The organism is Bacillus sp. RC51 (assembly GCF_044908115.1).
In the GTDB taxonomy this organism is placed as follows: Bacteria; Bacillota; Bacilli; order Bacillales; family Bacillaceae_G; genus Bacillus_A; species Bacillus_A mycoides.
Genome location: NZ_JBIYCW010000004.1, coordinates 114994 through 139844 on the forward strand (window position 1 = coordinate 114994; position 24851 = coordinate 139844).

A 24851-nucleotide genomic window follows, 5' to 3' on the forward strand; every position below is an offset into this window, starting at 1 on the left:
TCATAGAAAGTGTAGTATAAGAATATTAAATAATTTCTTGTTGCTTATATGAAGTATCTTTTTTAGAATGAAAATCACGCCAAAGTTCATTCATCTTCCGTCTACCAACATCAACCATCGGATTAAACTGAATCGCAGCTTTCTGACGTACAGTGTGAACATTTTGAATTGCTTGTTGTAAATGTTTTTCAACCGAATTAGATGTTTTATTAGCTTGTTTTAGGATTGAATATCCAGCGACTGTTCCTTGCACCATCGCGATTTTTCCGCTTTCAATTCCAGTAATATTTCCAGCTACAAATAAACCTGGAAGAGGGGTTTCCATTTCTTCTGAATGAAGTGGGACATGTCCGCCTAATTCTGGAATGTAATGGAAAGGGCATCCCGCTACAGCCGCAAGCTCAGCAAGCGGATATAAACCTCCGGCTATACAAACGAAGTCTGCCTCATATATCTTTTCTGATCCGTTAATAATATTCCCTTTAGAGTCAATGTTAGCAACACGAACACCTTCAACTTGTTCCGCTCCGATAATCTCAAGTGCAGCTTTACGAAGATGAAGCGGCGTCCCGTTTATTTTCATGCCGCTATTTGGATAAAATGTTAATCCAACTTTTCGAATCCAATCATATTTCATAAAACGGCTACCTATACGTAGGAAGGGAGATGGGGCGAGGTGAGCCGCATTTAAGAGTGAGTTTAAAACTTCTTCTGGTTCACCGGCTTTTTGGCTTAACTCACTTTTTTCAGGAAGTACAATATGTTCTACTTTAATTCCAGCTAATTGTAATTCATTTAAAATGGCGAAAGACAAAATGTTAGCGCCAATTATGATTCCTTTTTTTCCAACTTGCACGCGGTGAACATTTGTCATAACTTGAGCTGCTCCAATTGACATAACTCCTGGAAGTGTCCAGCCAGGTAGGGGAATAGAATACTCCGCAGCCCCAGTAGCAATTAGTACGAACGGTGCTTCTAACGTACCGATATTTGTATGCACGAACCAACAACTCTCCTCTTTATCTAAATTATAGACGGAAACACCGCACCGAATATCGACTGAAAGAGATTTTGCTTCTTCGTGAAGACGTTTTGATTCTTCTATTCCGTTCCACCATTCCCCAGTAGGCTCTTGATGCAACTGTCCTAACAATCTCCCGCCCGGCTTCATAAATTCATCAATAACAAGTACGTTAAGTCCAAAACGTGCACAAGAGATGGAAGCTGATAATCCTGCTGGTCCTGCACCAATAATAATTACATCGATCATCGCTTTTTCACCATCGCTCTCACGATATTTGGATGCTGTTTTCCGCTGTCAACAACCATATCGTTTTCAACTACAGTTAAGCAAGTTCGTACATTCGTTTGATTGTTTACAGTCACGCGGCATTCAGAACAATGCCCGATATTACAATAAATACCTCGCGGAGTTCCGCTATCTTCATGCACTCTTAACGTTCTTATTCCGTTTGCAAGTAGAGCGGCCGCTATCGTTTCATGTCCATATGCTTCATATTGTTGACCATTAAATTGAAAATTGATATGCTGACTACTATTTAAACTTCCTAAAATAGGGTGATGTGTAATTCTACTCATTGATTGTCACCTACCGCTCCAAAAGTAACTGCACGCACTGGCGGTTGATATTTTAATGGAATTTCATTTTGGGATATGTTAGGATTCGCATTTTCTACCATTCGTTCTATCGTCATTCTACATGTTCTACCGCCGCAAAAACCCATACCAGCACGTGTTCTTAGTTTTAGCTCACGAGCTGAGCAATTATATTCAGCAATTGTCGATTGAAGTTGTCCGTATGTAACTTCTTCACAGCGACAAACAATTAAGTTCTCTTTATTCGTCATATGTATTCCTCCTCTAGTTCGGTTTACATAAATTATTATGCAAAAACTATGCCAATATAGAGGAGGAGAGGGATTATCCCGCTATTTGCTGGGCAGTAAGACACCACCTCAAAATTCAGTGAAAGCAAAGAAGTTAGGTGGGGGTCGGGCTGCCCGTAAAAGCCCGATTGGTGAGGGCTGATAATCAAGTGGGGATGACCACTGATTAAAGTTTCACTTTATTGTAATCCCAGTCTTTTTAAACGGTTATATAAAGTGGCCCTCGTTACGCCAAGTTGTTTCGCACATTCTAATTTATTACCATCTAAAATACGTAAAGCTCTTTCAATTACCTTTTTCTCGTGCTCATCCATTTCTTCTTGTAAAGAAAGAATCGTATTATTGTTGCTGAGTAATAGGGAGTGAGCTGTATGATTGTCTAAAGTTTCATTTGTATGAAATGGTAAATATTCTTGTTTAATAATGCCGTCTGTCGCAAATACGACGAGTCTTTCAACTACGTTTCGGAGCTCGCGAATATTACCAGGCCAATTGTAATGAAGTAGTTCATGCATAATATTTGAAGGTAAGTCTCGAATAGGCCTGTTATAGTTTATTGAAAAATCGTTTAAAAAGGAGTACGTCAATTCGATAATATCCTCTCGTCTTTCGCGCAGCGGTGGAATAAGCAAGCTAACTACATTTAAGCGATAGTATAAATCTTCTCGGAAAGTTCCTTTTCTCATTTCTTCTTGTAAATCACGGTTTGTAGCAGCGATAATGCGGAAATCAATATTTATTTCTTTTTCTCCACCAACTCGGTAGTACTTTCGTTCCTGCAGTACACGCAAAAGTTTCACTTGCATATCGAGCGGCATTTCGCCTATTTCATCGAGGAATAAAGTACCGCCTTGTGCAAGTTCTATTTTACCTTTCTTACCTTTACTATTTGCACCAGAAAACGCCCCGCGCTCGTAACCAAATAATTCACTTTCAAATAACGCTTCTGGGATTGCGCCGCAGTTAATTGAAATGAAAGGGGCATTTGCTGTTTCGCTTGCTTCATGAATTGCTTTCGCAAACACTTCTTTTCCAACTCCGCTTTCTCCGAGTATTAAGACCGTAGATTTCACTGAACAAACCTTTCTAGCTAATTGAATCGTTCTTTGTATAACAGGGCTTTTTCCATTCATCGCAAGGAAAGGGTCGGATGTATCTTTATATTTTGCTACTTCTTGTTCTAAACGGTGCATTTCATGCGACATATTAAATAGTTTTTCATTTAATACGACTTGATTTGTAACATCCGTTTCTGAAACGACTGCTCCAATAATTTTATCGTTGCAATAAACTGGGTTTGAATTAATTAATACGAACAAATCTGGACGTGGCTGATGGAACTGAGCAATTATGCTTTTTCCGTCATGTAATGATTGCAGAATTTCTAAATCTTTATAATCAAAAAAACGGGTGATGGGTTGTCCGATAATTTCATTATGGTTCACTGAAAAAATCTTTTCAGCGCCATCTGTCCAAGTACGAACGCATTCTTTATCATCGATGACTGTAACAGAAGAATCAGACGTTTGAATAACAGTGTTATAAAAAGCTAGTAGTTCATTGTAATACTTATAAAGAAAAGGAATCAGTTGCTGAGCAGTTATACAGCATAAAGGCTCTTGATTTTCTTTAATGATGACAACGGCTAGTTCATGAGAAAATGCGTCGATTAAAGTAGTGAAAGAGTCATCTTCATATATAACTGTGCACCTCCATTCCTCAGTAGGTGAATGGAGGTAATAAAATTTTTCACCTACCTGTTTCATGCGCTTAACGATACTTGTACGATCAATTGATAAAATTTTTATAAACTCTTTTATTGTTGGGAATGAAAATGCCATATTGCCCTCCTATTATGTATAAAAATTTAGACAGTGATAAAAAAATAATACACCTATTTACGATAAATTTAAAATATTTTTACAAATAAAAATTATTTCATATAAATAGTTCTGTATGTAGAGTTGGCACACCAATTGCATAAATAGAAAGTGAGAGATTTAGGAGAAAGGAGGGGCGCTATGTGAGACACTGTGACGTTTTAATAATAGGCGGTGGTATTATAGGCTGCTCTATCGCGTACTATACATCAGAATACGGAAGAGACGTAACAATCATCGAAAAAGGGGAATTTGTCAGTGGGACGTCTTCACGGTGTGACGGGAACATTTTGGCTATTGATAAAGACCCAGGGTTTGATAGTCAAATGTCGTTAGTAAGTCAAAATTTAGTAACTGAATTAAGTGAAGAGTTGGAGCACTCATTTGAATATAGAGCGCCAGGAAGCATTCTCGTTTGTGAATCAGACGAAGAGATGGAGGCAGCACAGCAATGGGTAAATCGTCAAAAAGAAGCTGGATTACCGTTTCGAATGCTTGATAGGCAAGATATAAAAGAAGAATCACCATTTTTTGCAGATGATTTATTGGGTGGTTTAGAATGTGCAACGGATTCAACTGTAAATCCATATCTTCTTGCTTTTTCACTTCTTACAGAATCGAAGAAATTTGGTACAAAAGCTTTTAATCATACGGAAGTTAAAGAAGTGAAAAGAGATATAGACGGTTCCTTTATTGTAGAAACGACAAATGGAACGTTTACTGCGAAACAAGTGGTGAACGCAGCCGGTGTGTGGGCTCCTAAAATTGGACAGATGTTAGATGTGAATATCCCAATTGAACCGAGAAAGGGACATATTATTGTAGCTTCAAGGCAACAACACGTTGGCTGCCGTAAAGTAATGGAATTTGGTTATTTAATTTCTAAATTTGGTGGAAAACGAAAAGTGGATGCTTTAACTGAGAAATACGGGGTAGCTCTTGTATTTGAACCGACAGAAAGCCAAAATTTTTTAATTGGTAGTAGTAGAGAGTTTGTAGGGTTTCATACGAAGATAAATAACGAGGTTATTAAATGTATTGCAAATAGAGCAATTCGTTTTTATCCGAAAATGGCAGATATGATGGTGATTCGTTCATATGCTGGATTACGCCCGTGGACAGAAGATCATTTGCCAATCATTTCAGGAGTGGAACATATTCCGAACTACTTTATAGCAGCAGGACATGAAGGTGATGGAATTAGTCTTGCGGCAGTTACTGGGAAAGTGATTGAAGAGTTATTAAATGAAAAAGAAACAATCATTCCTATTGAACCACTTCGTTTGAGTCGTTTTACAGAAAGGGTGTTAAACGGATGAGGTCACAAAGAGTCTTTACGACGATTGATACACATACAGGAGGGAATCCAACGAGGACATTAATTAGCGGACTTCCTAAGTTAATTGGAGAGACGATGGCAGAGAAGATGTTACATATGAAAAAGGAGTATGACTGGATTCGGAAATTGTTAATGAATGAGCCACGTGGTCATGATGTAATGTCAGGAGCACTATTAACAGATCCGTGTCATCCTGAAGCTGATATAGGTGTTATATACATAGAGACAGGTGGATATTTGCCGATGTGTGGCCACGATACAATCGGTGTATGTACAGCTTTAGTTGAATCAGGTTTAATTCCAGTAATTGAACCGGTTACTTCTTTAAAGCTAGATACACCAGCTGGCTTAGTTGAAGTAGATATTTCTGTTCAAGATGGGAAAGCGAAAGAAGTCTCCTTCTGTAACATACCAGCTTTTTTACTGAAAAATATTTCTGTACACGTCGAAGAAATTGGAACTGTAGAGGCGGATATTGCGTATGGAGGGAATTTTTATGCCATTATCGATGCGAAGTCAGTTGGTTTAGAGTTAGTACCAGAAAACGCATCTACAATCATTGATAAGGCGATTCATATTAGAAATACAATTAATGAGAAGTTTGAAATCATTCATCCAGAGTATTCGTTTATAAGGGGATTAACACATGTTGAATTTTATACAGATCCTACTCATGAAAGTGCGCATGTGAAAAATACAGTTGTTGTTCCGCCAGGAGGAATTGATCGATCTCCATGTGGCACGGGAACATCAGCGAAGTTAGCTGTATTATACGCTCATAAAAAAATTAAAATCGATGAAGAGTTTATTCATGAGAGTATCGTTGGCTCATTATTTAAAGGGTGTGTCATAAATACGACATATGTGGAAAATATTGAAGCTGTAATAACGAAAATTACAGGATCAGCTTGGCTTATGGGTATGCATAGATTTTTTTACAATGAAAAGGATCCACTTAAAGAAGGCTTTTTGCTAATTCCGCCGATGGAACATGAAACGGAGGATGTAAAATGAATATTCAAAAAATGTATACAGCAGTAGACGTACACGTAAATGGCGAGGCGTTTCGTGTAATGAAAGACGTACCATGCAAATACTATTACAGTTTGGAGCAATTAAACGAACAATTTTCAGGTGAATTAGCAGAAGAAATGAAGCTTTTATTAAATGAACCACGTGGTTTTATCGGTTTAAATGGGTGTATTGTCGTTCCTTCTATTCATAATGAAGTGGATGCAGCTGTATTGTTTTTTAATCATGAAGGATCCATTCTTCTTCATTACGGAGGCATTGTCGCAGTAATAACGATGTTACTAGAAAGCGGGTATTTAAAAAAGAGAGAGTCTAATCAATACAAAATCGAAACGCTATCTGGCATATTTTCAGTGGATGCATATGTAGAGAATGATGAAGTTGTATCTGTTTCGTTTGAAAGTAAACTATGTTATATGATTGAAAAAAATTTAAAGATTGGTAATATAAGTTACTCTCTCATACAGGCAGATAAAGTATATGCAGTTGTAGAAAAGGATACGTATTCGCCAGAAATCAGTATTGAAAACATCTCTAAATTAAAAAAATGGGGTGAAGCTACACTTCAAAATATACAAAAACAGTCATTAATAAAAAGACTTATTTTAGTAGATTCTATGCAAAAAGAAAAGAACCATATAAAGTCGATTACATTTCATGAAGATAACTTTATAGTACGTTCACCAGGTTTTGTTTCTACTATTGTGTCTTATGTTCATGCTTTATTTAAAAATGAATATATAGCGGATAAACCTTTTAAAAATGAAAGTATTTTTAATAGCTTTATAACAGTAGAAAAAGTGAAGAAAGAAGAACTCGGATACATTTTCCGATTTGAAAGTAGAGGGTTTATTACAGGTATGCAAACATTTATATTAGATCCTACCGATCCGTTTCCAACAGGTTTCTTATTAAAATAATATGTTAAAGGGAGAGATAAAGATGCAAAATATTAAAGGGGCATTTCCAGTATTAATAACACCAATGGATGAGTTTCAAGAGATTGATTGGAAAGGTGTAAAACAAAACGTAAACTACTTTATTGAGCAAAAAGTAGCTGGAATTATTATTAATGGAAGTACGGGAGAATTTGTTAGTTTATCAAAAGAAGAACGATTTAACATGGTAGAAACAGTATTAAAAGAAGTTGATGGCCGTATTCCAGTTATTGTTGGAACTGCTGCGGAGACGACGAAAGAAACGATTGAATATACGAAACATGCAGAAGCGCACGGAGCAGATTGTGCCTTAATTATAAACTCGTATTACTGTAAACCGAAAGAAGAGGAAATTTATTTTCATTTTAAAGAAATCTCAAACGCTGTAAATATACCAATTATGCTATACAATAATCCATTTACTTCTGGTGTTGATATGAGTACAGAGCTAATGCTCCGTATTGGAAAAGAATGTGAAAATGTTACACATATTAAAGAATCTAGCGGAGATATTCGAAAAGCGAGAGATTTAGTAAGACAAGGCGAAGGTGCTTTTCAAGTCTTCTGTGGATCTGAAGATTTAGTTATGGAATCTTATTTAGTTGGTGCATCGGGATGGGTTTCAGTAGCAGGAAATATCGTTCCAGGACTCGTTACGAAAATGTATGAGCATTTTCAAAATGGTGAATTAGAAAAAGCGTGGGAAATGAACGATGCTATTTTACCTCTTTGTGAGTTTCTTGAAGGATCAGGAAAGTATGTGCAAATCGTTAAACGTTCAATGGAATTACATGGGCAAGTCGGAGGACCTTCTCGCTATCCGAGATTAGGATTAACGGAAGAAGAAGATCAAAAGCTTCAAACGATTTTATCAGAAATTGCAGCTCATGCAGCTGTTTAAATAAGGAGGAGAGTATATATGTTAACGACAAACATTGAGCTGAAACCAAAAGTGAAAGCGTTTTTAAATGAAGAAATTAAAATGTTTATTAATGGCGAATTTGTTCCTTCTATTAGTGGGAAGACGTTTGAAACATACAATCCAGCGACAGAAGACGTTCTAGCGGTTGTATGTGAAGCGCAAGAAGATGATGTTGATATCGCAGTAAAAGCGGCAAGATTTGCTTTTGAATCAGGCCCGTGGGCAGAGATGACTACTGCTGAAAGAGCACATCTTATTTATAAATTAGCAGATTTAATTGAAGAGCATAGAGAAGAATTAGCACAGCTGGAAGCTTTAGATAATGGAAAACCATATCAAGTAGCACTTGATGATGATATTGCAGCGACTGTAGAAAATTACCGCTATTACGCGGGATGGGCTACAAAAATTATCGGGCAAACAATTCCAATTTCAAAAGATTATTTAAATTACACACGCCATGAACCGGTTGGCGTTGTAGGTCAAATTATTCCGTGGAATTTTCCGCTCGTTATGTCTTCTTGGAAAATGGGAGCCGCTCTTGCGACAGGTTGTACGATTGTATTAAAACCAGCAGAGCAAACACCTTTATCTTTACTATATACAGCGAAGCTTTTTAAAGAAGCTGGTTTTCCAAACGGTGTCGTAAACTTTGTACCAGGTTTCGGACCTGAAGCAGGAGCTGCAATTGTAAACCATCATGATATTGATAAAGTAGCTTTCACAGGTTCAACAGTTACAGGGAAATACATTATGCGTCAATCTGCAGAAACAATTAAACATGTAACATTAGAACTTGGTGGTAAGTCACCAAACATCATTTTAGAAGATGCTGACTTAGAAGAAGCGATTAACGGTGCGTTCCAAGGAATTATGTATAATCATGGTCAAAATTGTAGCGCAGGATCTCGAGTTTTCGTTCATCGAAAGCATTATGAAACAGTCGTAAATGAACTTGTGAAAATGGCAAATAACGTGAAGCTTGGAGCAGGTATGGAGGCGGAAACTGAAATGGGACCGCTCGTATCTAAAAAACAACAAGAGCGTGTGCTAAATTACATTGAACAAGGAAGAGCTGAAGGTGCTACTGTTGCAGCGGGCGGTGAACGTGCATTTGAAAAAGGTTATTTTGTACAGCCAACAGTATTCACAAATGTTACAGACAATATGACAATCGTTAAGGAAGAAATTTTCGGACCAGTTGTCGTTGTACTCCCGTTCGATTCGACAGAAGAAGTAATTGAAAGAGCAAATCGCTCGTCTTACGGGCTTGCTGCGGGCGTATGGACACAAAATATTAAAACCGGACATCAAGTTGCCAATAAATTAAAGGCAGGAACAGTGTGGATTAATGATTATAACTTAGAAAATGCAGCTGCACCATTTGGTGGATATAAGCAATCTGGTGTTGGACGTGAGTTAGGTTCGTATGCGCTTGATAACTATACAGAAGTGAAAAGTGTTTGGGTAAATATAAAGTGAAACGCTATTCGCTGAGGAGCTTTACTGCCTGCGAATAGCAGGATAGAAGAATAAAAGAATGATGAAATATAGTAAGAGATGCGGACAACTGGTAGGTAGGATAAAGGTTGTCCGTTTTCTTATATATAAAATTGCTTTTTCAAAAGAATGATAAGGGGGATTTGGATGGAGCAGTTAGTAGAATGGTTAGTAGGGCAAGTTTGGAGTATTGGCTTAGTTGTTTTCGCATTAGGAGCAGGAGTGTATTTCACAATTGCAACTCGTTTTTTACAAATTCGCTATTTTAAGGAGATGATTAAACTATTATTTGAAGGGAAGAGCTCGGAGACTGGGATATCATCCTTTCAAGCATTTTGTTTGGCGTTATCAGGTAGGGTTGGAATTGGTAATATCGCAGGAGTAGCGACAGCTATCGCTTTCGGCGGACCTGGAGCTGTATTTTGGATGTGGGTGATGGCATTATTAGGAGCAGCTAGTGCATTTGTTGAATCAACATTAGCACAAGTATATAAAAGTAAAGTAGGCAATGAATACCGTGGTGGTACGCCATATTTCATTGAGAAAGGCTTGAAAATGAAATGGTTTGCGGTCATTGTAGCGGTCGTTGTAACACTATCATATGGCGTTTTATTACCAGGTATTCAATCGAGTAGTATCGCAGTTGGATTTGAAAATTCTAATGGTATTAGCAAATATATAACTGGTATATTTTTAGTTGTATTATTGGCAGCGATTATTTTTGGTGGAGTAAAGAGAATTGCAGGCGTTTCACAAATGTTAGTTCCATTTATGGCAATTGGGTATGTAATTGTTACATGTATCGTATTAATTGCGAATGTAACGGAAATTCCAAGTATGTTTGCTTTAATTTTCTCAAGTGCATTTGGTGTAAATGAAATGTTTGGAGGAATCGTTGGGGCAGCTATTGCATGGGGAGTAAAGCGTGCAGTATTTTCAAACGTTGCTGGTGTAGGAGAAGCAACATATAGCTCTGCAGCTGCTGAAGTATCGCATCCTGCAAAACAAGGGTTAGTGCAAGCTTTTTCTGTATATATCGATACAATTGTAGTATGTACAGCGACAGCTCTTATGATATTAATAACAGGTATGTATAATGTTATACCTGAAGGGAAAAGCGCAATTGTACGGAATATAGGAAATGTGGAAGCAGGTCCAATTTATACACAACAAGCAGTTGAAACTGTTATGACCGGATTTGGTCCAATATTTATTTCAATCGCAATCTTCTTCTTCGCATTTACAACTTTGCTTGCTTATTACTATATCGCTGAAACGACGCTTACTTATTTAGATCGTGGGCTCAAATATAGCTGGTTAAAACCAGTATTAAAAATTGGATTTTTAATTATGGTATACATCGGTAGTGTAGAATCAGCTTCGTTTTTATGGAACCTCGGAGATTTAGGAATTGGTAGTATGGCATGGTTAAACCTTATAGCAATCCTATTGTTAAGCAAAACTGCATTAAAAGTGTTAAAAGATTATGAAACGCAGAAAAAAGAAGGAAAAGATCCGGTTTTTGATCCTAAAAAAGTAGGAATTGAAGGTTTAACGATTTGGGAAGAGCGTAGTAAAGAGGTTGAAAGGATAAGCTCTAAAGAAAAAGTGTCGGTGGATAATGAGCTGAAACTGTAGACGTGCAAATTTAAAAGTTAAATAAACTGAAAATTCATTCTATTTTTAAGGTAAATATTTGTATATGTCCTTCATTTTATCTCATACTAAAGTAAGTGTGAATAAAATGAATGGAGGATATACGATGGAAAATCAACAATATGGATCTATAAATGATGTATTACTTCATTACAAAGAAGGTATAGGGAATTTTACGCAACAAATCCCTGAAATTGCAGAAACATATAACGCTTTTACACAAGCATGTTTTCAGGAGGGTACATTAACTAAAAGAGAAAAGCAGCTCATTGCATTAGGGATTAGTTTAGCAACACAAGACGAATATTGTACGATTTATCATACGAAGGGCTGTATCGACCAAGGATGTTCTGATAAAGAAATTTTAGAAGCTTGTGGTGTTTCAGCCGCGTTTGCTGGGGGAGCTGCAATGAGTCAGGCAGTAACCTTAGTACAAGAATGTCTGGTGGAATTGAAACATCAAAGTCATTAAACAAGAAAAAGCCCTCCTTGAAAAAATTATTTTAAGGAGGGCTTTTTAGTTTAGCCTAATTTTTTTGGAAGAGTTTCAATTGTTTCATATAATCAATAGCTTTTGTTTTATTACTCTGTTTAGAAACATATTGTAGCTCGTTTAAATCTCTATAATAACTATTAAATATTTCTTCAGAAAGTATGCCGTCAGAGATAGCTTTTTTTATTGCACAGTGTGGTTCATTTGTATGCGAACAATTAGAAAATTTACATTTCCGAGATATACCCGTAATATCTTCATATCCAAAATCAAAGTTACCTTTATGTTCTATCAAGTCAAATCCCATTTTACTAATAATTATTCCCTCCAATTTTGAAAGAGTTTTTTAGAATCATACATACAAATTTTAGCGTTTTTAAGTTGTGTTTATTTTAATATTCTATATTTTTATAAATCGATGTCTCTATATCAGGGAGAAGTGTGTATATGCTCTTACCAATTAAAGATTCTAATTCTTTCTTAATTGCATAGAATCCCTTCCAATGTAAAGAAGTATGAGAGGTTGTGCCATGACGTAAACCAACTGAAATCAATCTTTTTTCAAGAGTAGTAAATCCATCCGCATCAGCGAGAGCGTCGCAAAGAGTAATTACTTTATTGTATAAGTCATAGTCACTATTTTTATTCAATATTTCAATTAACCGGCTTTCCATATAATCAGGAACAATGCTCCACTCCGCTGCGATATCTATATGTTCATTTTTGCAAGGAAATGAATGCGTCACACATATAATGGCGTTTCCTGTATACCCTAAATCATTCATATACATATAACCATCATAGGAATGAATAACAGATTTAGTAAAACCTTTATATCTTCCTATGTCATGCAGGAGGGCAGCGTTGTATGCTATATCAGCATCTAGGTCGTACCCATTATTAATAAGTTCAACAACTATCTTTTCAGTTGCAAGGGCAACATTACGTGAATGATCGAACCACGGACCTGGGTTTTGTTCATATGCCCACTGGAGTAATTCTCTTGCATATGTCCTATCTAATATATATTTCATATAGGTATCCTTTCTCTAAAAAATCATATATTTAATAATTTCATCTTAGAATTTCATTATTCCTTCTTTAAAAGTTGTTACAATGAAATAAAAGGGGGAAAAGTAATGCGAAATTTAGTAATTGAAGAAATTAAGCAACTAGAAAATGATATTGAAGAGCTTTCTGAACTGTTGAAAACTGTAGTAGATGATGGGGCGTCAATAGGTTTTTTACCTCCACTAGAAGAAAAAGAAGCAGCGAAGTATTGGCAAACTGTATTAGCACCAGAAGTGATATTGTATGTTGCTAAAATAAACAATGAAGTGGCGGGCAGTGTTCAATTACATTTAGTTACAAAGCCTAACGGGATACATAGAGCTGAAATTTGCAAGTTAATGACTCATCCAAACTTTAGACGTAACGGTATTGGACGTTCACTTATGCAAAAAGCAGAGGAACGAGCAAAGCAAGAAAACAGGTCTCTTTTAGTGTTAGATACTAGAGAAGGAGATCCCTCGAATAGATTGTACAAGTCGTTAGACTATCAAGAATCCGGTAAAATACCAGGGTATGCAATTTCTCCGAATGGTGAGTTAGATGCAACAGTAATTTATTATAAAATGATTTAGTTTTTTATTTGAAAAGGGAGATAATTTCAAACGACATATTTGTTATTATGTCTGTGTGTTGATTTGCAAAAAAGATTAATAATTCAAAATAAAGTTTGGTGAAATCCTGTATAATAGTTTTTTTCTTTTGACCCTTTAACTTCATCTGGAATGTTTAATTTAAAGGGCTAGTCTGTAGAGAATTTTAACAGTTTTTTAGATTTTGATTTTGAAGTCTTTTGGTGAATATTAAATGTTAATCTAAAAGATGGAGGTTGCTGTCATGTTGAAACTGTTTCAATATAATTGGCAAGTTCGTGATGAGTGGTTTACATTGTGCGAAGACATGCCGGATGAAGAACTATTAAAGAAACGGGTCGGTGGGTTCGGTAGTATCCTACATACTTTATTTCACATTGTAGATGTGGAATATATGTGGATCTTAGGTTTGCGAGGTGAGCCAGTTCCTGAGGAGCCATTGTTTGAAGAGTATGCCAGCTTGCAAAAAGTAAAAAATCTCTCAGCTCAATATCACGAGAAAGTGAAGCCATTTGTGACATCTTGGACAAATGAAATGGATTCTCGGAAACTTTCAGAAACTGATTTCAATGAAGAACCGATTAGCTCTAGAGACGCATCAATTAGGCGCCGAGTCATTGAATGTACACACGGAGAGATAATACGTCATGTCATTGTCCACGAAATCCACCATATCGGCCAGTTATCTATATGGGCACGTGAAATAGGAAAGGAGCCTGTTTCCGCAAATCTGAGAGGAAGAGGGCTATTCGATAATTAGACTGCCTTTGCCAATTTCGTAATTTATTTATAAACGAATGGTTTAATTGAGTATATTTAAAGCGTGTTTAGATCAATCTTTTTCAAAACACACTTTGTCTTTGTATTATTTTATCTAGCTTTATAGAGTTAATGTAATCAAACTTTTTTCGAAGCTACACTGTGATATATAATTGTAAGTAATTATTAACTACTTTAACGCCGTTTGTATTTTCAGACGGTGTTATAAGTATTTAACAATAAAACGACAAAATAAATAATAGATTTGATAACTGGTAATTAAAATGTGAAGAAGAATTGATATTTTTGTAGCTAAACGAATTGGAGAAAGTTTTTAGAGGGTTCTTTTAGTAATGCTCTTCCACTTATAATGGATGTAGAGAAGATGACTAGGCAACTATAGTTATTTTCGTTTCATTTTTGGGAAGGGGATGAAAGAATGAAAAAGACAAGTTTACAAAAGATAAAAAAGGTTATGTTAAGTGGTGGGATATTACTTACTGGATTATTAACATTTGGATTTTCAGAAAAGGCTTCAGCTCATGGGTATGTAGAATCACCAGCGAGCCGATCTTATTTATGTAAGCAAGGGGTAAATGTAAATTGCGGTCCAGTTCAATATGAACCACAAAGTGTAGAAGGAATAGGTGGCTTTCCGCAATTAGGACCTTCTGATGGACAAATTGCAGGTGCTGGTCATTTTCCTGCTTTAGACGTTCAAGCAGTTGATAGGTGGAAGAAAGTTACGTTAAACGGCGGGATGAATACATTCAAGTGGAAACTAACCGCTCCTCATAGTACGAAAGAATGGAAATACTACATTACAAAGAAGGATTGGAATCCAAATATGCCTTTAACAAGGTCTAGTTTAGATTTAGTGCCGTTCTATGTAAAAAATGATGGCGGAGTTAGACCGGGGACAACAGTAACGCATGAAGCAAATGTACCAACTGACCGTAGTGGCTACCATCTTATTTTAGCTGTTTGGGAGATTGCGGACACTGGAAATGCGTTTTATCAAGTTATTGATGTGAACCTTGTGAATAATGGTTTAAATTCCAATTTTGCTTTTAACAATGTAGTGCAAGTTCCTACACTATTTTAAATTAAATATACATTTTGATCATCTAATTCATTTTAGATGATCTTTTTTATGAAAAATATAGAAGAAAGTACAATTATTTATAAAAAAATGTGTCTAAAATATTGTCATATTTGCTTCTTTAAGATATCCTTTTCATGAAGAGGTGGAAAACATGGAAAAAGTACTAGTTTTCGGGCATAAAAACCCAGATACAGATGCAATTTGTTCTGCGATTGCTTATGCAGAATTGAAAAAAGAATTAGGAATGAATGCTGAGCCTGTACGTTTAGGCGAAATCAGCGGTGAAACTCAATTTGCGTTAGACTCTTTTAAAGTAGAAGGACCGCGTTTTGTTGAGACAGTAGCAAACGAAGTGGACAACGTTATTTTAGTTGACCATAACGAGCGTCAACAAAGTGCTAACGATATCGAATCTGTTCGTGTGTTAGAAGTTATTGACCATCACCGTATTGCTAACTTTGAAACAAGCGATCCTATATACTACCGTTGTGAGCCAGTTGGTTGTACAGCTACAATCTTAAACAAAATGTACAAAGAAAATGGCGTTGCAATTCGTAAAGAAGTTGCAGGTTTAATGTTATCTGCAATTATTTCAGATTCTTTACTATTCAAATCTCCAACTTGCACAGAACAAGACGTAGCAGCAGCTCGTGAATTAGCGGAAATCGCTGGTGTAGATGCAGATAGCTACGGCTTAGAAATGTTAAAAGCTGGTGCTGATTTAAGCGGAAAAACAATGGAGCAATTAATCTCCCTTGACGCTAAAGAATTCCAAATGGGTAACGCGAAAGTTGAAATCGCACAAGTAAACGCTGTTGATACAAACGACGTTCTTGTACACCAAGCGGAACTTGAAAAAGTTATCACTGCAGTAGTAGAAGAAAAAGGTTTAGACCTATTCTTATTCGTTGTAACTGATATCTTAACTAACGATTCTGTCGGTCTTGCGATTGGTAAAGCAACAAACGTTGTTGAGAAAGCATACAACGTAACATTACAAAACAACACAGCTACTTTAAAAGGTGTTGTATCTCGTAAAAAACAAATCGTTCCTGTATTAACAGAAACATTCCAAGCTTAATAATATTGAGTACGGATAAAGAGAAAGGACAAGTAGTCAGATTGGCTGCTTGTTTTTTTCTTTTTTAAAATGACAGAAAATTATAATTTTAAACAAGGAGGTTTGCGTATGTTTAATGGTTCAAAGACGTTAAAAAGGGATGGAAATAGGAAATGTTATGACTTGGAAACGTTGGAAAACAAATTTCAATCACTTTTAAATCAAAATATTTCTTCTGTTGCTGAATTAGAGGAATGGCTAATAAAGGAACAGCGTTTAACCGCTGAAGTAGAAGAGGTGTTAACGAGTCAATTAATTGCTGTGTATAGAGATGCGAAAGACAGTACAATACGTAATCTACATAAATATAACCAAAATAGTATTCAACCACTTTTTAAAAAATACAATGCAAAATTTGATCGGAAATTTAGTGATTGTCCGTTTTCAAAGCTATTGGATGAACGAAAATACGGATACATGAAAAAAGTAAGATTGGTGAACAGCGAATTATTTAATGAAAAGAATATTTCTCTTGCCGTTAATGAGGAGGGTTTTATAACGAAGTATAGAGAAATTATGTCTAACATAACAATCAATTGGAACAACGAAATAAGGACGTACGCATACGTTAAAGCAGAGTTGGATAACCCAAATAGAAGCATTCGTGAAAAGGCATGGCATGCTTTATGTGAAGCACGAAGTGTAGTAAAACCAGAAATAGATTGTATTATGAATGAACTTGTACAATTACGGAATCAAATGGCCCTAAATGCAGGGTTTAACAATTATAGCGAATATATTTTTAAGCTAAAAAACAGAGAATATAGTATTGAAGACTGTTATACGCTTCATGAATCTATAGAGAAGCTGGTTGTACCCGTATGGAAACGATTAGGAAATCTTTTTAAAAAGGATCTTGGTGTAAAAGCGTATCTCCCATGGGATCTTGCTCCTTGTACATTGCAGAAAGTTTCATTTCAAAATTCCAATGATTTATTGGATGGGATTGAAGAGATGTTAAGAAAGACAGATTCATATTTTCATGAGGAATTTATTCATATAAGGAAATCAGGATTAATTGACGTAGAAGAACGGGAAAATAAGGCGCCGGGGGCTGCTTGTTTTACCTTACCTTATAACCAAGAGGTTTTTATTTATTCTAATTTTAGTCCATCATTTAACGCAATTAATGCACTCATACATGAAGTGGGTCATGCACTTCATTTCAATAAACAGTTTAACAATGAAAGTAGTATGCAAGAAAAATATCTTCGTGAAGAAGTAGCTGAGTTGTATTCTCATAGTCTCGAGCTATTACTAATGGATAAACTTAACATTTTTTATAAGGAAGAGAATGAATATAAGAAAGCACAACGAGAACAACTGCATCGAGCTTTGTCTTTATTAATTACGCCAGTTTCAGGTGATCTATTTCAGCATTGGCTCTATACCAATCCAAATCATTCATCAGAAGAACGGGATGAGAAATATCTTGAATTATGTAAAAGGTATAAATTTTCGTCAATCGATATTACAGGCTATGAGGAAGGGCTTGGTGCGAGTTGGATAGAATCGTTCCATTATATTCAGTATCCTTTTTACAAAATTGAATATGCAATTGCACAATTAGGAGCACTACAATTATTTCAAATATATCGGGAGAATCAAGAAAAAGCGATTACTTTCTTTAAAGAGGGAACGAGTACGGATTGGAATGTTTCCATACAGGAAATCTATGAAAATACAGGTGTTACATTTGATTTTTCGCAAGAAACGGTACAAAGTACTGCTGGAGCTGTGTTGAAGTTTATAAGTGAATTAAAATAAGGATAGCATTCGCTATCCTCTTTATTCATAAGATCGTTTCTTGTTTATATAAAATGTAACAATAGCAGTAATAATGAAAATAGGTATTGCGTACGCTTGCCCAACGAATAATTTCCATCCCACATTATTATAGCCGTCAGATGCTGGAATGATAATTGCGATGATACAAACAATAATATAAGCTAATAATGCTGGGAGTATATTTTTCATAATTGTTCACCTCCTTTTTATACTACATTTATATATTGTACTATTAAATAGAGGTTGGGAGATTAAGTGTACTTGATTTTACGAGATCTTTACAAATTCACTAAAGGATGAGGAGTCTGCATGCTGTATGAAAGTGACTTTAGTACGGTGTGTTTATGTAATAATACATATGCTTAATAGATTGTTCTGAAATAAATTAAACTAAATATAGGAGATAATGTAATTTTATCTTTCGAGATAAGTATATAGTATTCTGTAAAAAAATGTACTGGAAAATTGATATTTCATAAGAAATATAGAAGCGAGGTAAGAAATAACAATGAAAAGATTATGCATTATTCCGTGCGGAAAAAAGAAAATTTGGGATAAGTATCCAAATTACGGAGAGGCAGAGGCAAAAGATGTATATATTAGTCCATTCGGAAAAGCATGTCAGGCGTATGCAACTGAGTTTTTCGAGAACTGGGTTATATTATCAGCAAAGCATGGATTTTTAAGACCAAATGATATTGTAAAGGAAAACTATGATCTTGCATTTGATTCAAAGAGTGATGAGGTTATTAGTATTGAACAATTAAAACAACAGATGATTGATAAAGGATTATTTCAGTTTGATGAAATAGTCTTACTTGCAGGGAAGAAACATAAAAAAGTAGTGACGGAGCTATATCCAGAAGAAATCATTACATATCCATTAGAAGGATGTAAAGGGATTGGGTATATGTTGCAGAGGTTGAAGGGGGCTGTGGAAGGGCAGCAGGAAATATAGGCATGAATTAGTACTTGATTCAAATTATATCACATTTATACATTTAAAATAGACTATTAAACAAGCCTTTTTACGCTTTTAAACATAGAATATGATGAATTCTAATATTGTATTAGGGGGAAGCATATTCATGTGTAATAATTGTGGTTGTAGACGTAGAGATTGTAATAGATTTTGGGATGATTTAATGTTTGGTAGATGTAGACGCAGAGATTTTGATGATTGTGGTTGTAGACGTAAACGTGACTGTGATTGTGATGATTGCCGTCGCAATCGTAAACGTGACGACGATGATGACAAATGCCGTAAGTGGTAATTTTCTTTGAAAGAGTACTTTGAAGTAAAGTACTCTTTTTTGTATGAACCTTTTAAATTCCTTTTTGAACGGATTTCTTTTCAATTCCCCATGAATCTTGTTTTATTATTTTTAAAGCTACATTCGTACCATTAGATTCTGTATAAAAGATGTATCCGTGGTTTGATTTAACGTAAGTTGAAGGTTCACTTGTGCAATCTTGTGAACAAGATTTATTGATGAGCTCAATTAATGATAGTTCGCTCGGATCGGTTTTACTTGCATCTATTACGATATCAAGGCTCGTTTTACGATAACCTTGTAAGTTTACATGAAAAGTGTTTTCAATTTCTCCTGTAATGCTAGTATTCATGACTTCAACTGAATTTTTCTTTTCTTGAAGAAATCCGTTTTCATAAAGTAATTTTGTATATCCAAGCCATGCGATTAAAACTATCATGAAAAACATACCAGACATTTTTAGTGTTCGAAGCCGTTTACTAACAATTGTTTCTGAATATTTCATTCAGTCTAATCCTCCAATGTTTTTAATTTAAAGTATGCCTGGGTACATACATTTAGAAGAGGGTGAAAGGTAACGAGTTCTTGATTCAAAAAAGAAAACATCAAAAATTAGATGCTTTCTTTTTGAATGATTATTGTTATCTGTTAGTTACTTGTTTCATAAGAGGTCTTATTTCTTTAACAGGTGGTTTTTTATCATAGGCATCAACGTAAGAAAAGTAATAATTTAAGTTTCTAAGAAGTCCCTTTCCTATTTTTGCGCTTAAGAAGGGGAATACTTGTCCAGTATAATCATCGAGAGATTTACAGTAGTATTTTTCGTCTAAGTATATGCTGTATTTACATGTTAGTTCTACTAATGAGTTACCTTCATCATCAAATACTTCTTTAGAATCAATAATGTCTATTAATGCGAATTTTTCATTCAGATAAACTTTCTTCTTTTTCTCGTGCTTATTTGTGAGAATAAATACGAGACCAATTGCGTTAATCAAACTATTTCCTCCTATAAAAAACGGATATTAATAAAATATATCGATATACGTTAAATGTAAAGAGGAGTAGTGAAATATCATTGATAGAAAGCTAAATAAGCCGATTTGTTTTTTCAAATCGGCTTATTTTTATTGAAATACTTGCGGAAATTGTTTTACGATTGCGTTTGTTATCATGTCGGCCATTTCTAATGCTTCTTTTTCAATTTTATCGTATAGTTTTACACTGGCATCATAATCTTTATTTAGGAAGGCAAGTGCTTCCGCTTTCGTTAACGCTAAATGCTCATAAAACATTTTTCTAAATTCTTCTTTTTCTATATATGGATTGATACTAGTTAGAAACTCAACAATTTCGTCTCCATTAGCGTACCATTTCTTTTCTATAGCGGCCGCTGCGTTTTGATCACTAGCTTTTGCGGCTTTAACAAGATCAGCAGCGATTGTTAAGTGGTCTTTAATTAATGCACTATATTTTTTTACTGCATTTTCTCCGTAGAATGGTTCAAGTGATAGCCCCATGTGTGTTGCATTTTGTAGAAGACGTCCAACGGTAACGTTTACGTCGGGCAAGTTAAAGATGATGCCTATAATGGCTAATCGTGTCCAAGCAACGTGTTGTTCCCATAAAGAACGCATATATCCTTTTAGAAAGTTTTCGTTTTTACTAACTGGGTAATTTCTTACAAATGAATCGAAGTTTCCATTAGTGATATGATAAGGGGAGTAATACGATTGCCAATAAGTATACATAAATAGTTACACTCCTTTGAACATGTATATCTCACAATATGATAAACGTTATTTTTAAGTTACGTGTCCAAGAGTTTTTTTGAGAGTTGGAAAAGGAGAAAGTTGAAGGGGAATGAAAAATATACTTATGATATATATAAATCAAAAGAATTTTAAAATAATAGAGGTCCTGCAAGGGAAATTACAGGACCTCTAAAGGGTATTGTCGAGATGTCGGACTCGACTACGTAATATTAACATAAAATTCTTTCAAAAAAACCTGGTAAATGTGTCCAAATAAGAAGGGTACTTTTTAATAAAGTTAAAGGGGTCTGCTTCCCGTGGCAGACCCCTTTAACTAGATAATGTTGATGAGCAAAAACTCATCTAGAGTACTTTTATAGTAACAAATGAAATTCACTTTGTGTATTGAGAAAAAATGAATTGCTTGTATGAATGTAGCGGATTTATATTTTGCTTTTTGGAATTATAATCATTTGTGGAGAGCGGAATAGGGTTCTAAAATGGAGAAAAGACTTTTCAACCAGGCTACGATATATTGCGATATGCAAGTATAAAAAAAGACCTGCTAATTTAAGCAGGTCAACATAAGGGGTTTATCTAACAGATTATTATATATGGTAACAACTGTATTGTAGTAAGTCTATAAGTTATATGTTGAGAAAATTTGTTTGAATGATATATATTTGGCACATGTATTAACGTTTAAAAAGTTGAGAAAGGAAATTCATAAGCTTGCTATAAGAAAATAAGGGCTGATACTTATAAAATGATTCATATTTCCACGCATCATTATTAGAGAATTGGAGTTGTTTATTTGACGCTTTAGGTTTGTTGGAATTATTGTAACGACTCTTCATAATTTAACCTCCTCAAATTCATATGTATACGATTAGTAGTATTCTAGGAAGGTAAATTAAATGAATATTTATTTTGAAATTCTTTCTTCTTGTGTACTAGATTTGTTTTTTTATGTTGGAAAACGTAGAAAGCAAATAGAACTCAAATACTTATAAAATTCAAAGTGGCGAGAATCAGTTTGATGATATAATGGGAATAGATGAAAGATAAAGAAAAGCAGGTGACTCTTTTTTGTTTACAAAAGCACAAGAACTTTTAGCGTCTTATTTCGGTTATTCTTCATTCCGAAGAGGACAAGATGAAACAATTAAAAATGTATTAGATGGGAAAGATACAGTCTGTATTATGCCTACGGGTGGTGGTAAGTCAATTTGTTATCAAATTCCCGCATTAGTATTCGAAGGAACGACATTAGTTATTTCACCTTTGATTTCACTTATGAAAGACCAAGTAGATACATTAGTACAAAACGGTATTTCAGCTACTTATATTAATAGTTCCATTTCTATTACAGAAGCAAATCAACGAATTCAATTAGCGAAACAAGGCCATTATAAGTTACTTTATGTGGCGCCTGAGCGTCTTGATTCAATGGAATTTGTTGATCAACTTATCGATATGAAAATCCCGATGATTGCAATTGATGAGGCGCACTGTATTTCGCAGTGGGGACATGATTTCCGTCCTAGTTATTTACATATACATCGCATATTAGATTATCTTCCAGAAAAGCCGCTCGTATTAGCGTTAACAGCGACGGCAACACCACAAGTTCGTGAAGATATTTGCAACACACTTGGAATTAATCAAGAAAACACGATTATGACAACGTTTGAGCGCGAAAACTTATCATTCTCTGTCATTAAAGGACAGGATCGTAATGCTTATTTAGCGGATTATATTCGTCAAAATCAGAAGGAATCTGGGATTATATATGCAGCTACAAGAAAAGTTGTCGATCAGTTATATGAAGATTTAGGGAAAGCAGGAGTTTCTGTATCGAAATATCATGCTGGTATGAGCGACCACGATCGAAATGAACAGCAAGAACTCTTTTTACGAGATGAAATAAGTGTTATGGTGGCAACATCTGCATTTGGAATGGGTATAGATAAATCGAATATACGTTACGTTATCCATTATCAACTTCCAAAAAATATGGAAAGTTACTATCAAGAAGCAGGACGTGCTGGTCGTGATGGATTAGATAGTGAATGTATTTTGTTATATTCTTCTCAAGATGTGCAAGTACAACGCTTTTTAATCGATCAATCAACTGGAGAATCACGTTTTTCAAATGAGCTTGAAAAACTCCAAAATATGACCGATTACTGTCATACAGAACAATGTTTACAATCATTTATTTTGCAATACTTCGGAGAAGAGCCGAAGGAAGATTGTGGTCGCTGCGGTAATTGTACGGACGACCGTGAAAGTATCGATGTGACGAGAGAATCCCAAATGGTACTATCTTGTATGATTAGGACGAACCAACGATTCGGAAAGCAAATGATTGCACAAGTATTAACTGGATCTAAAAATAAGAAAGTCATTGAATTTAATTTTCATACTTTGCCAACGTACGGTCTTTTATCAAACCGTAGTGTAAAAGAAGTCAGTGAGTTTATTGAGTTTTTAATTTCAGATGAGTTAATTGCAGTTGAACATGGTACGTATCCAACATTAAAAGTAACGGAAAAAGGAAAAGAAGTATTACTTGGTAAAGAGAATGTTTTACGCAAAGAACGAGTAGAAACGAGACAAATTGTTCAAGACCATCCTTTATTTGAAGTGCTTCGTGAAGTGCGTAAAGAAATTGCACAAGGAGAAGGTGTACCGCCGTTCGTTATTTTCTCTGACCAAACGTTAAAAGATATGTGTGCGAAAATGCCACAAAGTGACTCCGAACTCCTAACTGTAAAAGGAATCGGAGAACACAAACTCGTGAAGTACGGGTCTCACTTCTTACAAGCAGTTCAGCACTTTATTGAGGATAACCCAAACTATGCGGAAACAATTAAGACTGAAGTTGTTTCAGAGAATAAAAAATCAGGAAAAGCGTCAGCGAATTCTCATTTAGAAACGTATGAAATGTATAAACAAGGCATTGATCTAGATGAAATTGCGAAAGAACGTAGCTTATCAAGACAAACAATTGAAAATCATTTAATTCGCTGCTTTGAAGATGGAATGGAAGTAGACTGGAACAGTTTTGTTTCTGCAGAATATGAATCACTGATTGAAACTGCCGTGCAAAATGCAGAGGGTGGTCTGAAATCGATTAAGGACCAACTTCCAAATGAAGTGAGTTACTTTATGATTCGTGCTTATTTACAAATTAGAAAGTAGAGACATATAAAGGGGATAGGGATTTATGCATCACGTTTTCGTGTATGGCACGTTAAGAAAAGAGCAAACGAATGCTCATTTTATGCAAGGTGCAATATGCATCGCAGACGAAGCATGGACGTATGGTAAATTATTTGATACATACGAAGGGTATCCTGCGATGATTTGTTCAAATGGGGAAAAGGTATACGGAGAAGTTTATGAAGTAAATGATGATGTTCTGCAAAAGTTAGATGAACTTGAAGAATACACAGGTAATGCAGAGAGTGATTTATATGACCGAATCACCAAAACGATTTATTTAGGTGATAGAGAAATACGTGCATTTGTGTATATTGCTCAAGATAGAGAAATGTTAAAGAAAGTTATCATTTCTGGTGATTGGCTGGAGTATCAAAGAGAGAAATAAAGTGAAGCTTTAATCATTGAGCCAATCGTGCCTTTACGGACAGTTGATCTCCCCTTTGCTTAGCTGAAGTTTGAGGTGGGAGTCTTACGGCTCGTTAATGCGGTATA

Annotated in this window: 26 protein-coding genes; 16 read left to right on the forward strand and 10 right to left on the reverse strand. The window is 35.3% G+C overall.

Translation table 11 applies throughout. The annotated features are described in order from the left end of the window. Positions 1-25: 25 nt before the first annotated feature. The 4 genes from ABH959_RS11005 to ABH959_RS11020 form a co-directional block, all read right to left on the reverse strand. Entirely contained in the window at positions 26-1270 is a 1245-nt protein-coding gene (locus ABH959_RS11005; protein ID WP_404492572.1) for an NAD(P)/FAD-dependent oxidoreductase, read from the reverse strand. Next, a complete protein-coding gene (locus ABH959_RS11010) occupies positions 1267-1599 on the reverse strand; it encodes a (2Fe-2S)-binding protein (protein ID WP_404492573.1) in 333 nt (110 codons plus the stop codon). The genes ABH959_RS11005 and ABH959_RS11010 overlap by 4 nt, the downstream gene beginning before the upstream one ends. Further along, the gene (locus tag ABH959_RS11015) at positions 1596-1868 is read right to left on the reverse strand and encodes a (2Fe-2S)-binding protein (RefSeq protein ID WP_002012972.1); all 273 of its coding nucleotides are present in this window, start codon (positions 1866-1868) and stop codon (positions 1596-1598) included. Before ABH959_RS11015 ends, ABH959_RS11010 begins: the two co-directional genes overlap by 4 nt. A gap of 218 nt (positions 1869-2086) precedes the next feature. After that, positions 2087-3748, reverse strand: coding sequence for a sigma-54 interaction domain-containing protein (locus ABH959_RS11020; protein WP_113937470.1), 1662 nt, complete (start codon positions 3746-3748; stop codon positions 2087-2089). A gap of 182 nt (positions 3749-3930) precedes the next feature. On the opposite strand from ABH959_RS11020, the gene ABH959_RS11025 reads away from it, so the two are divergent. The 7 genes from ABH959_RS11025 (at position 3931) to ABH959_RS11055 (ending at position 11646) form a co-directional block, all read left to right on the forward strand. Further along, entirely contained in the window at positions 3931-5106 is a 1176-nt protein-coding gene (locus ABH959_RS11025; protein WP_404492574.1) for an NAD(P)/FAD-dependent oxidoreductase, read from the forward strand. Then, a complete protein-coding gene (locus ABH959_RS11030; RefSeq protein ID WP_242309406.1) occupies positions 5103-6140 on the forward strand; it encodes a proline racemase family protein in 1038 nt (345 codons plus the stop codon). The genes ABH959_RS11025 and ABH959_RS11030 overlap by 4 nt, the downstream gene beginning before the upstream one ends. Further along, positions 6137-7078, forward strand: coding sequence for a proline racemase family protein (locus ABH959_RS11035; RefSeq protein WP_113937468.1), 942 nt, complete (start codon positions 6137-6139; stop codon positions 7076-7078). The genes ABH959_RS11030 and ABH959_RS11035 overlap by 4 nt, the downstream gene beginning before the upstream one ends. Positions 7079-7100: 22 nt before the next feature. After that, complete coding sequence (dapA, locus tag ABH959_RS11040) at positions 7101-7997, forward strand: 4-hydroxy-tetrahydrodipicolinate synthase (RefSeq protein ID WP_219302637.1); 897 nt, start codon at positions 7101-7103, stop codon at positions 7995-7997. Between the two features lie 18 nt (positions 7998-8015). Beyond that, complete coding sequence (locus ABH959_RS11045) at positions 8016-9500, forward strand: aldehyde dehydrogenase family protein (RefSeq protein WP_113937466.1); 1485 nt, start codon at positions 8016-8018, stop codon at positions 9498-9500. Between the two features lie 165 nt (positions 9501-9665). Next, entirely contained in the window at positions 9666-11156 is a 1491-nt protein-coding gene (locus ABH959_RS11050) for an alanine/glycine:cation symporter family protein (protein WP_404492575.1), read from the forward strand. Between the two features lie 124 nt (positions 11157-11280). Continuing rightward, positions 11281-11646 (forward strand): carboxymuconolactone decarboxylase family protein, encoded by a 366-nt coding sequence (locus ABH959_RS11055; RefSeq protein WP_113937464.1) that lies wholly within the window; start codon positions 11281-11283, stop codon positions 11644-11646. 55 nt (positions 11647-11701) lie between these two features. Here ABH959_RS11055 and ABH959_RS11060 read toward each other — a convergent pair whose 3' ends face one another. Both ABH959_RS11060 and ABH959_RS11065 read right to left on the reverse strand, forming a co-directional pair. Further along, the gene (locus tag ABH959_RS11060) at positions 11702-11974 is read right to left on the reverse strand and encodes a hypothetical protein (protein ID WP_113938511.1); all 273 of its coding nucleotides are present in this window, start codon (positions 11972-11974) and stop codon (positions 11702-11704) included. Between the two features lie 85 nt (positions 11975-12059). Further along, the gene (locus ABH959_RS11065; RefSeq protein WP_113938510.1) at positions 12060-12701 is read right to left on the reverse strand and encodes an HD domain-containing protein; all 642 of its coding nucleotides are present in this window, start codon (positions 12699-12701) and stop codon (positions 12060-12062) included. A gap of 105 nt (positions 12702-12806) precedes the next feature. Here ABH959_RS11065 and ABH959_RS11070 point away from each other — a divergent pair, with 105 nt between their 5' ends. The 5 genes from ABH959_RS11070 to ABH959_RS11090 all read left to right on the forward strand — a co-directional run bounded on the left by ABH959_RS11070 (position 12807) and on the right by ABH959_RS11090 (position 18079). Next, on the forward strand, positions 12807-13310 hold the full coding sequence (locus ABH959_RS11070; protein WP_113938509.1) for a GNAT family N-acetyltransferase: 504 nt from the start codon (positions 12807-12809) through the stop codon (positions 13308-13310). 262 nt (positions 13311-13572) lie between these two features. After that, positions 13573-14088 carry a DinB family protein gene (locus ABH959_RS11075; protein ID WP_098776197.1) on the forward strand — a complete coding sequence of 172 codons (516 nt, stop codon included), beginning with the start codon at positions 13573-13575 and terminating at the stop codon, positions 14086-14088. A gap of 438 nt (positions 14089-14526) precedes the next feature. Beyond that, the gene (locus tag ABH959_RS11080; protein WP_085311559.1) at positions 14527-15192 is read left to right on the forward strand and encodes a lytic polysaccharide monooxygenase; all 666 of its coding nucleotides are present in this window, start codon (positions 14527-14529) and stop codon (positions 15190-15192) included. A gap of 151 nt (positions 15193-15343) precedes the next feature. Then, positions 15344-16273, forward strand: a complete 930-nt coding sequence (ppaC, locus tag ABH959_RS11085; RefSeq protein WP_002136748.1) for a manganese-dependent inorganic pyrophosphatase — start codon at positions 15344-15346, stop codon at positions 16271-16273. 108 nt (positions 16274-16381) lie between these two features. Continuing rightward, a complete protein-coding gene (locus ABH959_RS11090; protein WP_404492576.1) occupies positions 16382-18079 on the forward strand; it encodes a M3 family oligoendopeptidase in 1698 nt (565 codons plus the stop codon). A gap of 21 nt (positions 18080-18100) precedes the next feature. Here ABH959_RS11090 and ABH959_RS11095 read toward each other — a convergent pair whose 3' ends face one another. Continuing rightward, positions 18101-18289, reverse strand: a complete 189-nt coding sequence (locus ABH959_RS11095; protein WP_113938507.1) for a DUF4017 family protein — start codon at positions 18287-18289, stop codon at positions 18101-18103. A gap of 319 nt (positions 18290-18608) precedes the next feature. On the opposite strand from ABH959_RS11095, the gene ABH959_RS11100 reads away from it, so the two are divergent. After that, a complete protein-coding gene (locus ABH959_RS11100; RefSeq protein ID WP_113938506.1) occupies positions 18609-19058 on the forward strand; it encodes a DUF6884 domain-containing protein in 450 nt (149 codons plus the stop codon). 130 nt (positions 19059-19188) lie between these two features. Then, positions 19189-19374, forward strand: a complete 186-nt coding sequence (locus ABH959_RS11105; protein ID WP_113734882.1) for a hypothetical protein — start codon at positions 19189-19191, stop codon at positions 19372-19374. 52 nt (positions 19375-19426) lie between these two features. On the opposite strand, the gene ABH959_RS11110 is transcribed toward ABH959_RS11105, so the two are convergent. The 3 genes from ABH959_RS11110 to ABH959_RS11120 all read right to left on the reverse strand — a co-directional run bounded on the left by ABH959_RS11110 (position 19427) and on the right by ABH959_RS11120 (position 21125). Then, entirely contained in the window at positions 19427-19879 is a 453-nt protein-coding gene (locus ABH959_RS11110) for a hypothetical protein (RefSeq protein ID WP_404492577.1), read from the reverse strand. A 136-nt stretch (positions 19880-20015) separates the two neighbouring features. Next, positions 20016-20372, reverse strand: a complete 357-nt coding sequence (locus ABH959_RS11115; RefSeq protein ID WP_000606233.1) for a hypothetical protein — start codon at positions 20370-20372, stop codon at positions 20016-20018. A gap of 129 nt (positions 20373-20501) precedes the next feature. Then, positions 20502-21125 carry an acetylglutamate kinase gene (locus tag ABH959_RS11120; RefSeq protein WP_404492578.1) on the reverse strand — a complete coding sequence of 208 codons (624 nt, stop codon included), beginning with the start codon at positions 21123-21125 and terminating at the stop codon, positions 20502-20504. A 1092-nt stretch (positions 21126-22217) separates the two neighbouring features. Between ABH959_RS11120 and recQ the strand changes: the two genes are divergently transcribed. Further along, positions 22218-24335, forward strand: a complete 2118-nt coding sequence (gene recQ, locus ABH959_RS11125) for a DNA helicase RecQ (RefSeq protein WP_404492579.1) — start codon at positions 22218-22220, stop codon at positions 24333-24335. Positions 24336-24360: 25 nt separating this feature from the next. Then, on the forward strand, positions 24361-24744 hold the full coding sequence (locus tag ABH959_RS11130; RefSeq protein ID WP_404492580.1) for a gamma-glutamylcyclotransferase family protein: 384 nt from the start codon (positions 24361-24363) through the stop codon (positions 24742-24744). Positions 24745-24851 lie beyond the last annotated feature (107 nt).

What these genes read in the sequence shown, in the direction of transcription:
- ABH959_RS11130 (WP_404492580.1), top strand. Translation starts at nt 24,361, where the DNA reads ATGCATCACGTTTTCGTGTATGGCACGTTAAGAAAAGAGCAAACGAAT.
- ABH959_RS11045 (WP_113937466.1), top strand. Translation starts at nt 8,016, where the DNA reads ATGTTAACGACAAACATTGAGCTGAAACCAAAAGTGAAAGCGTTTTTA.
- ppaC (WP_002136748.1), top strand. Translation starts at nt 15,344, where the DNA reads ATGGAAAAAGTACTAGTTTTCGGGCATAAAAACCCAGATACAGATGCA.
- ABH959_RS11065 (WP_113938510.1), bottom strand. Translation starts at nt 12,701, where the DNA reads ATGAAATATATATTAGATAGGACATATGCAAGAGAATTACTCCAGTGG.
- ABH959_RS11080 (WP_085311559.1), top strand. Translation starts at nt 14,527, where the DNA reads ATGAAAAAGACAAGTTTACAAAAGATAAAAAAGGTTATGTTAAGTGGT.
- ABH959_RS11050 (WP_404492575.1), top strand. Translation starts at nt 9,666, where the DNA reads ATGGAGCAGTTAGTAGAATGGTTAGTAGGGCAAGTTTGGAGTATTGGC.
- ABH959_RS11035 (WP_113937468.1), top strand. Translation starts at nt 6,137, where the DNA reads ATGAATATTCAAAAAATGTATACAGCAGTAGACGTACACGTAAATGGC.
- ABH959_RS11015 (WP_002012972.1), bottom strand. Translation starts at nt 1,868, where the DNA reads ATGACGAATAAAGAGAACTTAATTGTTTGTCGCTGTGAAGAAGTTACA.
- dapA (WP_219302637.1), top strand. Translation starts at nt 7,101, where the DNA reads ATGCAAAATATTAAAGGGGCATTTCCAGTATTAATAACACCAATGGAT.
- ABH959_RS11030 (WP_242309406.1), top strand. Translation starts at nt 5,103, where the DNA reads ATGAGGTCACAAAGAGTCTTTACGACGATTGATACACATACAGGAGGG.
- ABH959_RS11010 (WP_404492573.1), bottom strand. Translation starts at nt 1,599, where the DNA reads ATGAGTAGAATTACACATCACCCTATTTTAGGAAGTTTAAATAGTAGT.
- ABH959_RS11070 (WP_113938509.1), top strand. Translation starts at nt 12,807, where the DNA reads ATGCGAAATTTAGTAATTGAAGAAATTAAGCAACTAGAAAATGATATT.
- ABH959_RS11095 (WP_113938507.1), bottom strand. Translation starts at nt 18,289, where the DNA reads ATGAAAAATATACTCCCAGCATTATTAGCTTATATTATTGTTTGTATC.
- ABH959_RS11090 (WP_404492576.1), top strand. Translation starts at nt 16,382, where the DNA reads ATGTTTAATGGTTCAAAGACGTTAAAAAGGGATGGAAATAGGAAATGT.
- ABH959_RS11005 (WP_404492572.1), bottom strand. Translation starts at nt 1,270, where the DNA reads ATGATCGATGTAATTATTATTGGTGCAGGACCAGCAGGATTATCAGCT.
- ABH959_RS11075 (WP_098776197.1), top strand. Translation starts at nt 13,573, where the DNA reads ATGTTGAAACTGTTTCAATATAATTGGCAAGTTCGTGATGAGTGGTTT.
- ABH959_RS11020 (WP_113937470.1), bottom strand. Translation starts at nt 3,748, where the DNA reads ATGGCATTTTCATTCCCAACAATAAAAGAGTTTATAAAAATTTTATCA.
- ABH959_RS11060 (WP_113938511.1), bottom strand. Translation starts at nt 11,974, where the DNA reads ATGGGATTTGACTTGATAGAACATAAAGGTAACTTTGATTTTGGATAT.
- ABH959_RS11055 (WP_113937464.1), top strand. Translation starts at nt 11,281, where the DNA reads ATGGAAAATCAACAATATGGATCTATAAATGATGTATTACTTCATTAC.
- ABH959_RS11100 (WP_113938506.1), top strand. Translation starts at nt 18,609, where the DNA reads ATGAAAAGATTATGCATTATTCCGTGCGGAAAAAAGAAAATTTGGGAT.
- ABH959_RS11120 (WP_404492578.1), bottom strand. Translation starts at nt 21,125, where the DNA reads ATGTATACTTATTGGCAATCGTATTACTCCCCTTATCATATCACTAAT.
- ABH959_RS11105 (WP_113734882.1), top strand. Translation starts at nt 19,189, where the DNA reads ATGTGTAATAATTGTGGTTGTAGACGTAGAGATTGTAATAGATTTTGG.
- ABH959_RS11110 (WP_404492577.1), bottom strand. Translation starts at nt 19,879, where the DNA reads ATGAAATATTCAGAAACAATTGTTAGTAAACGGCTTCGAACACTAAAA.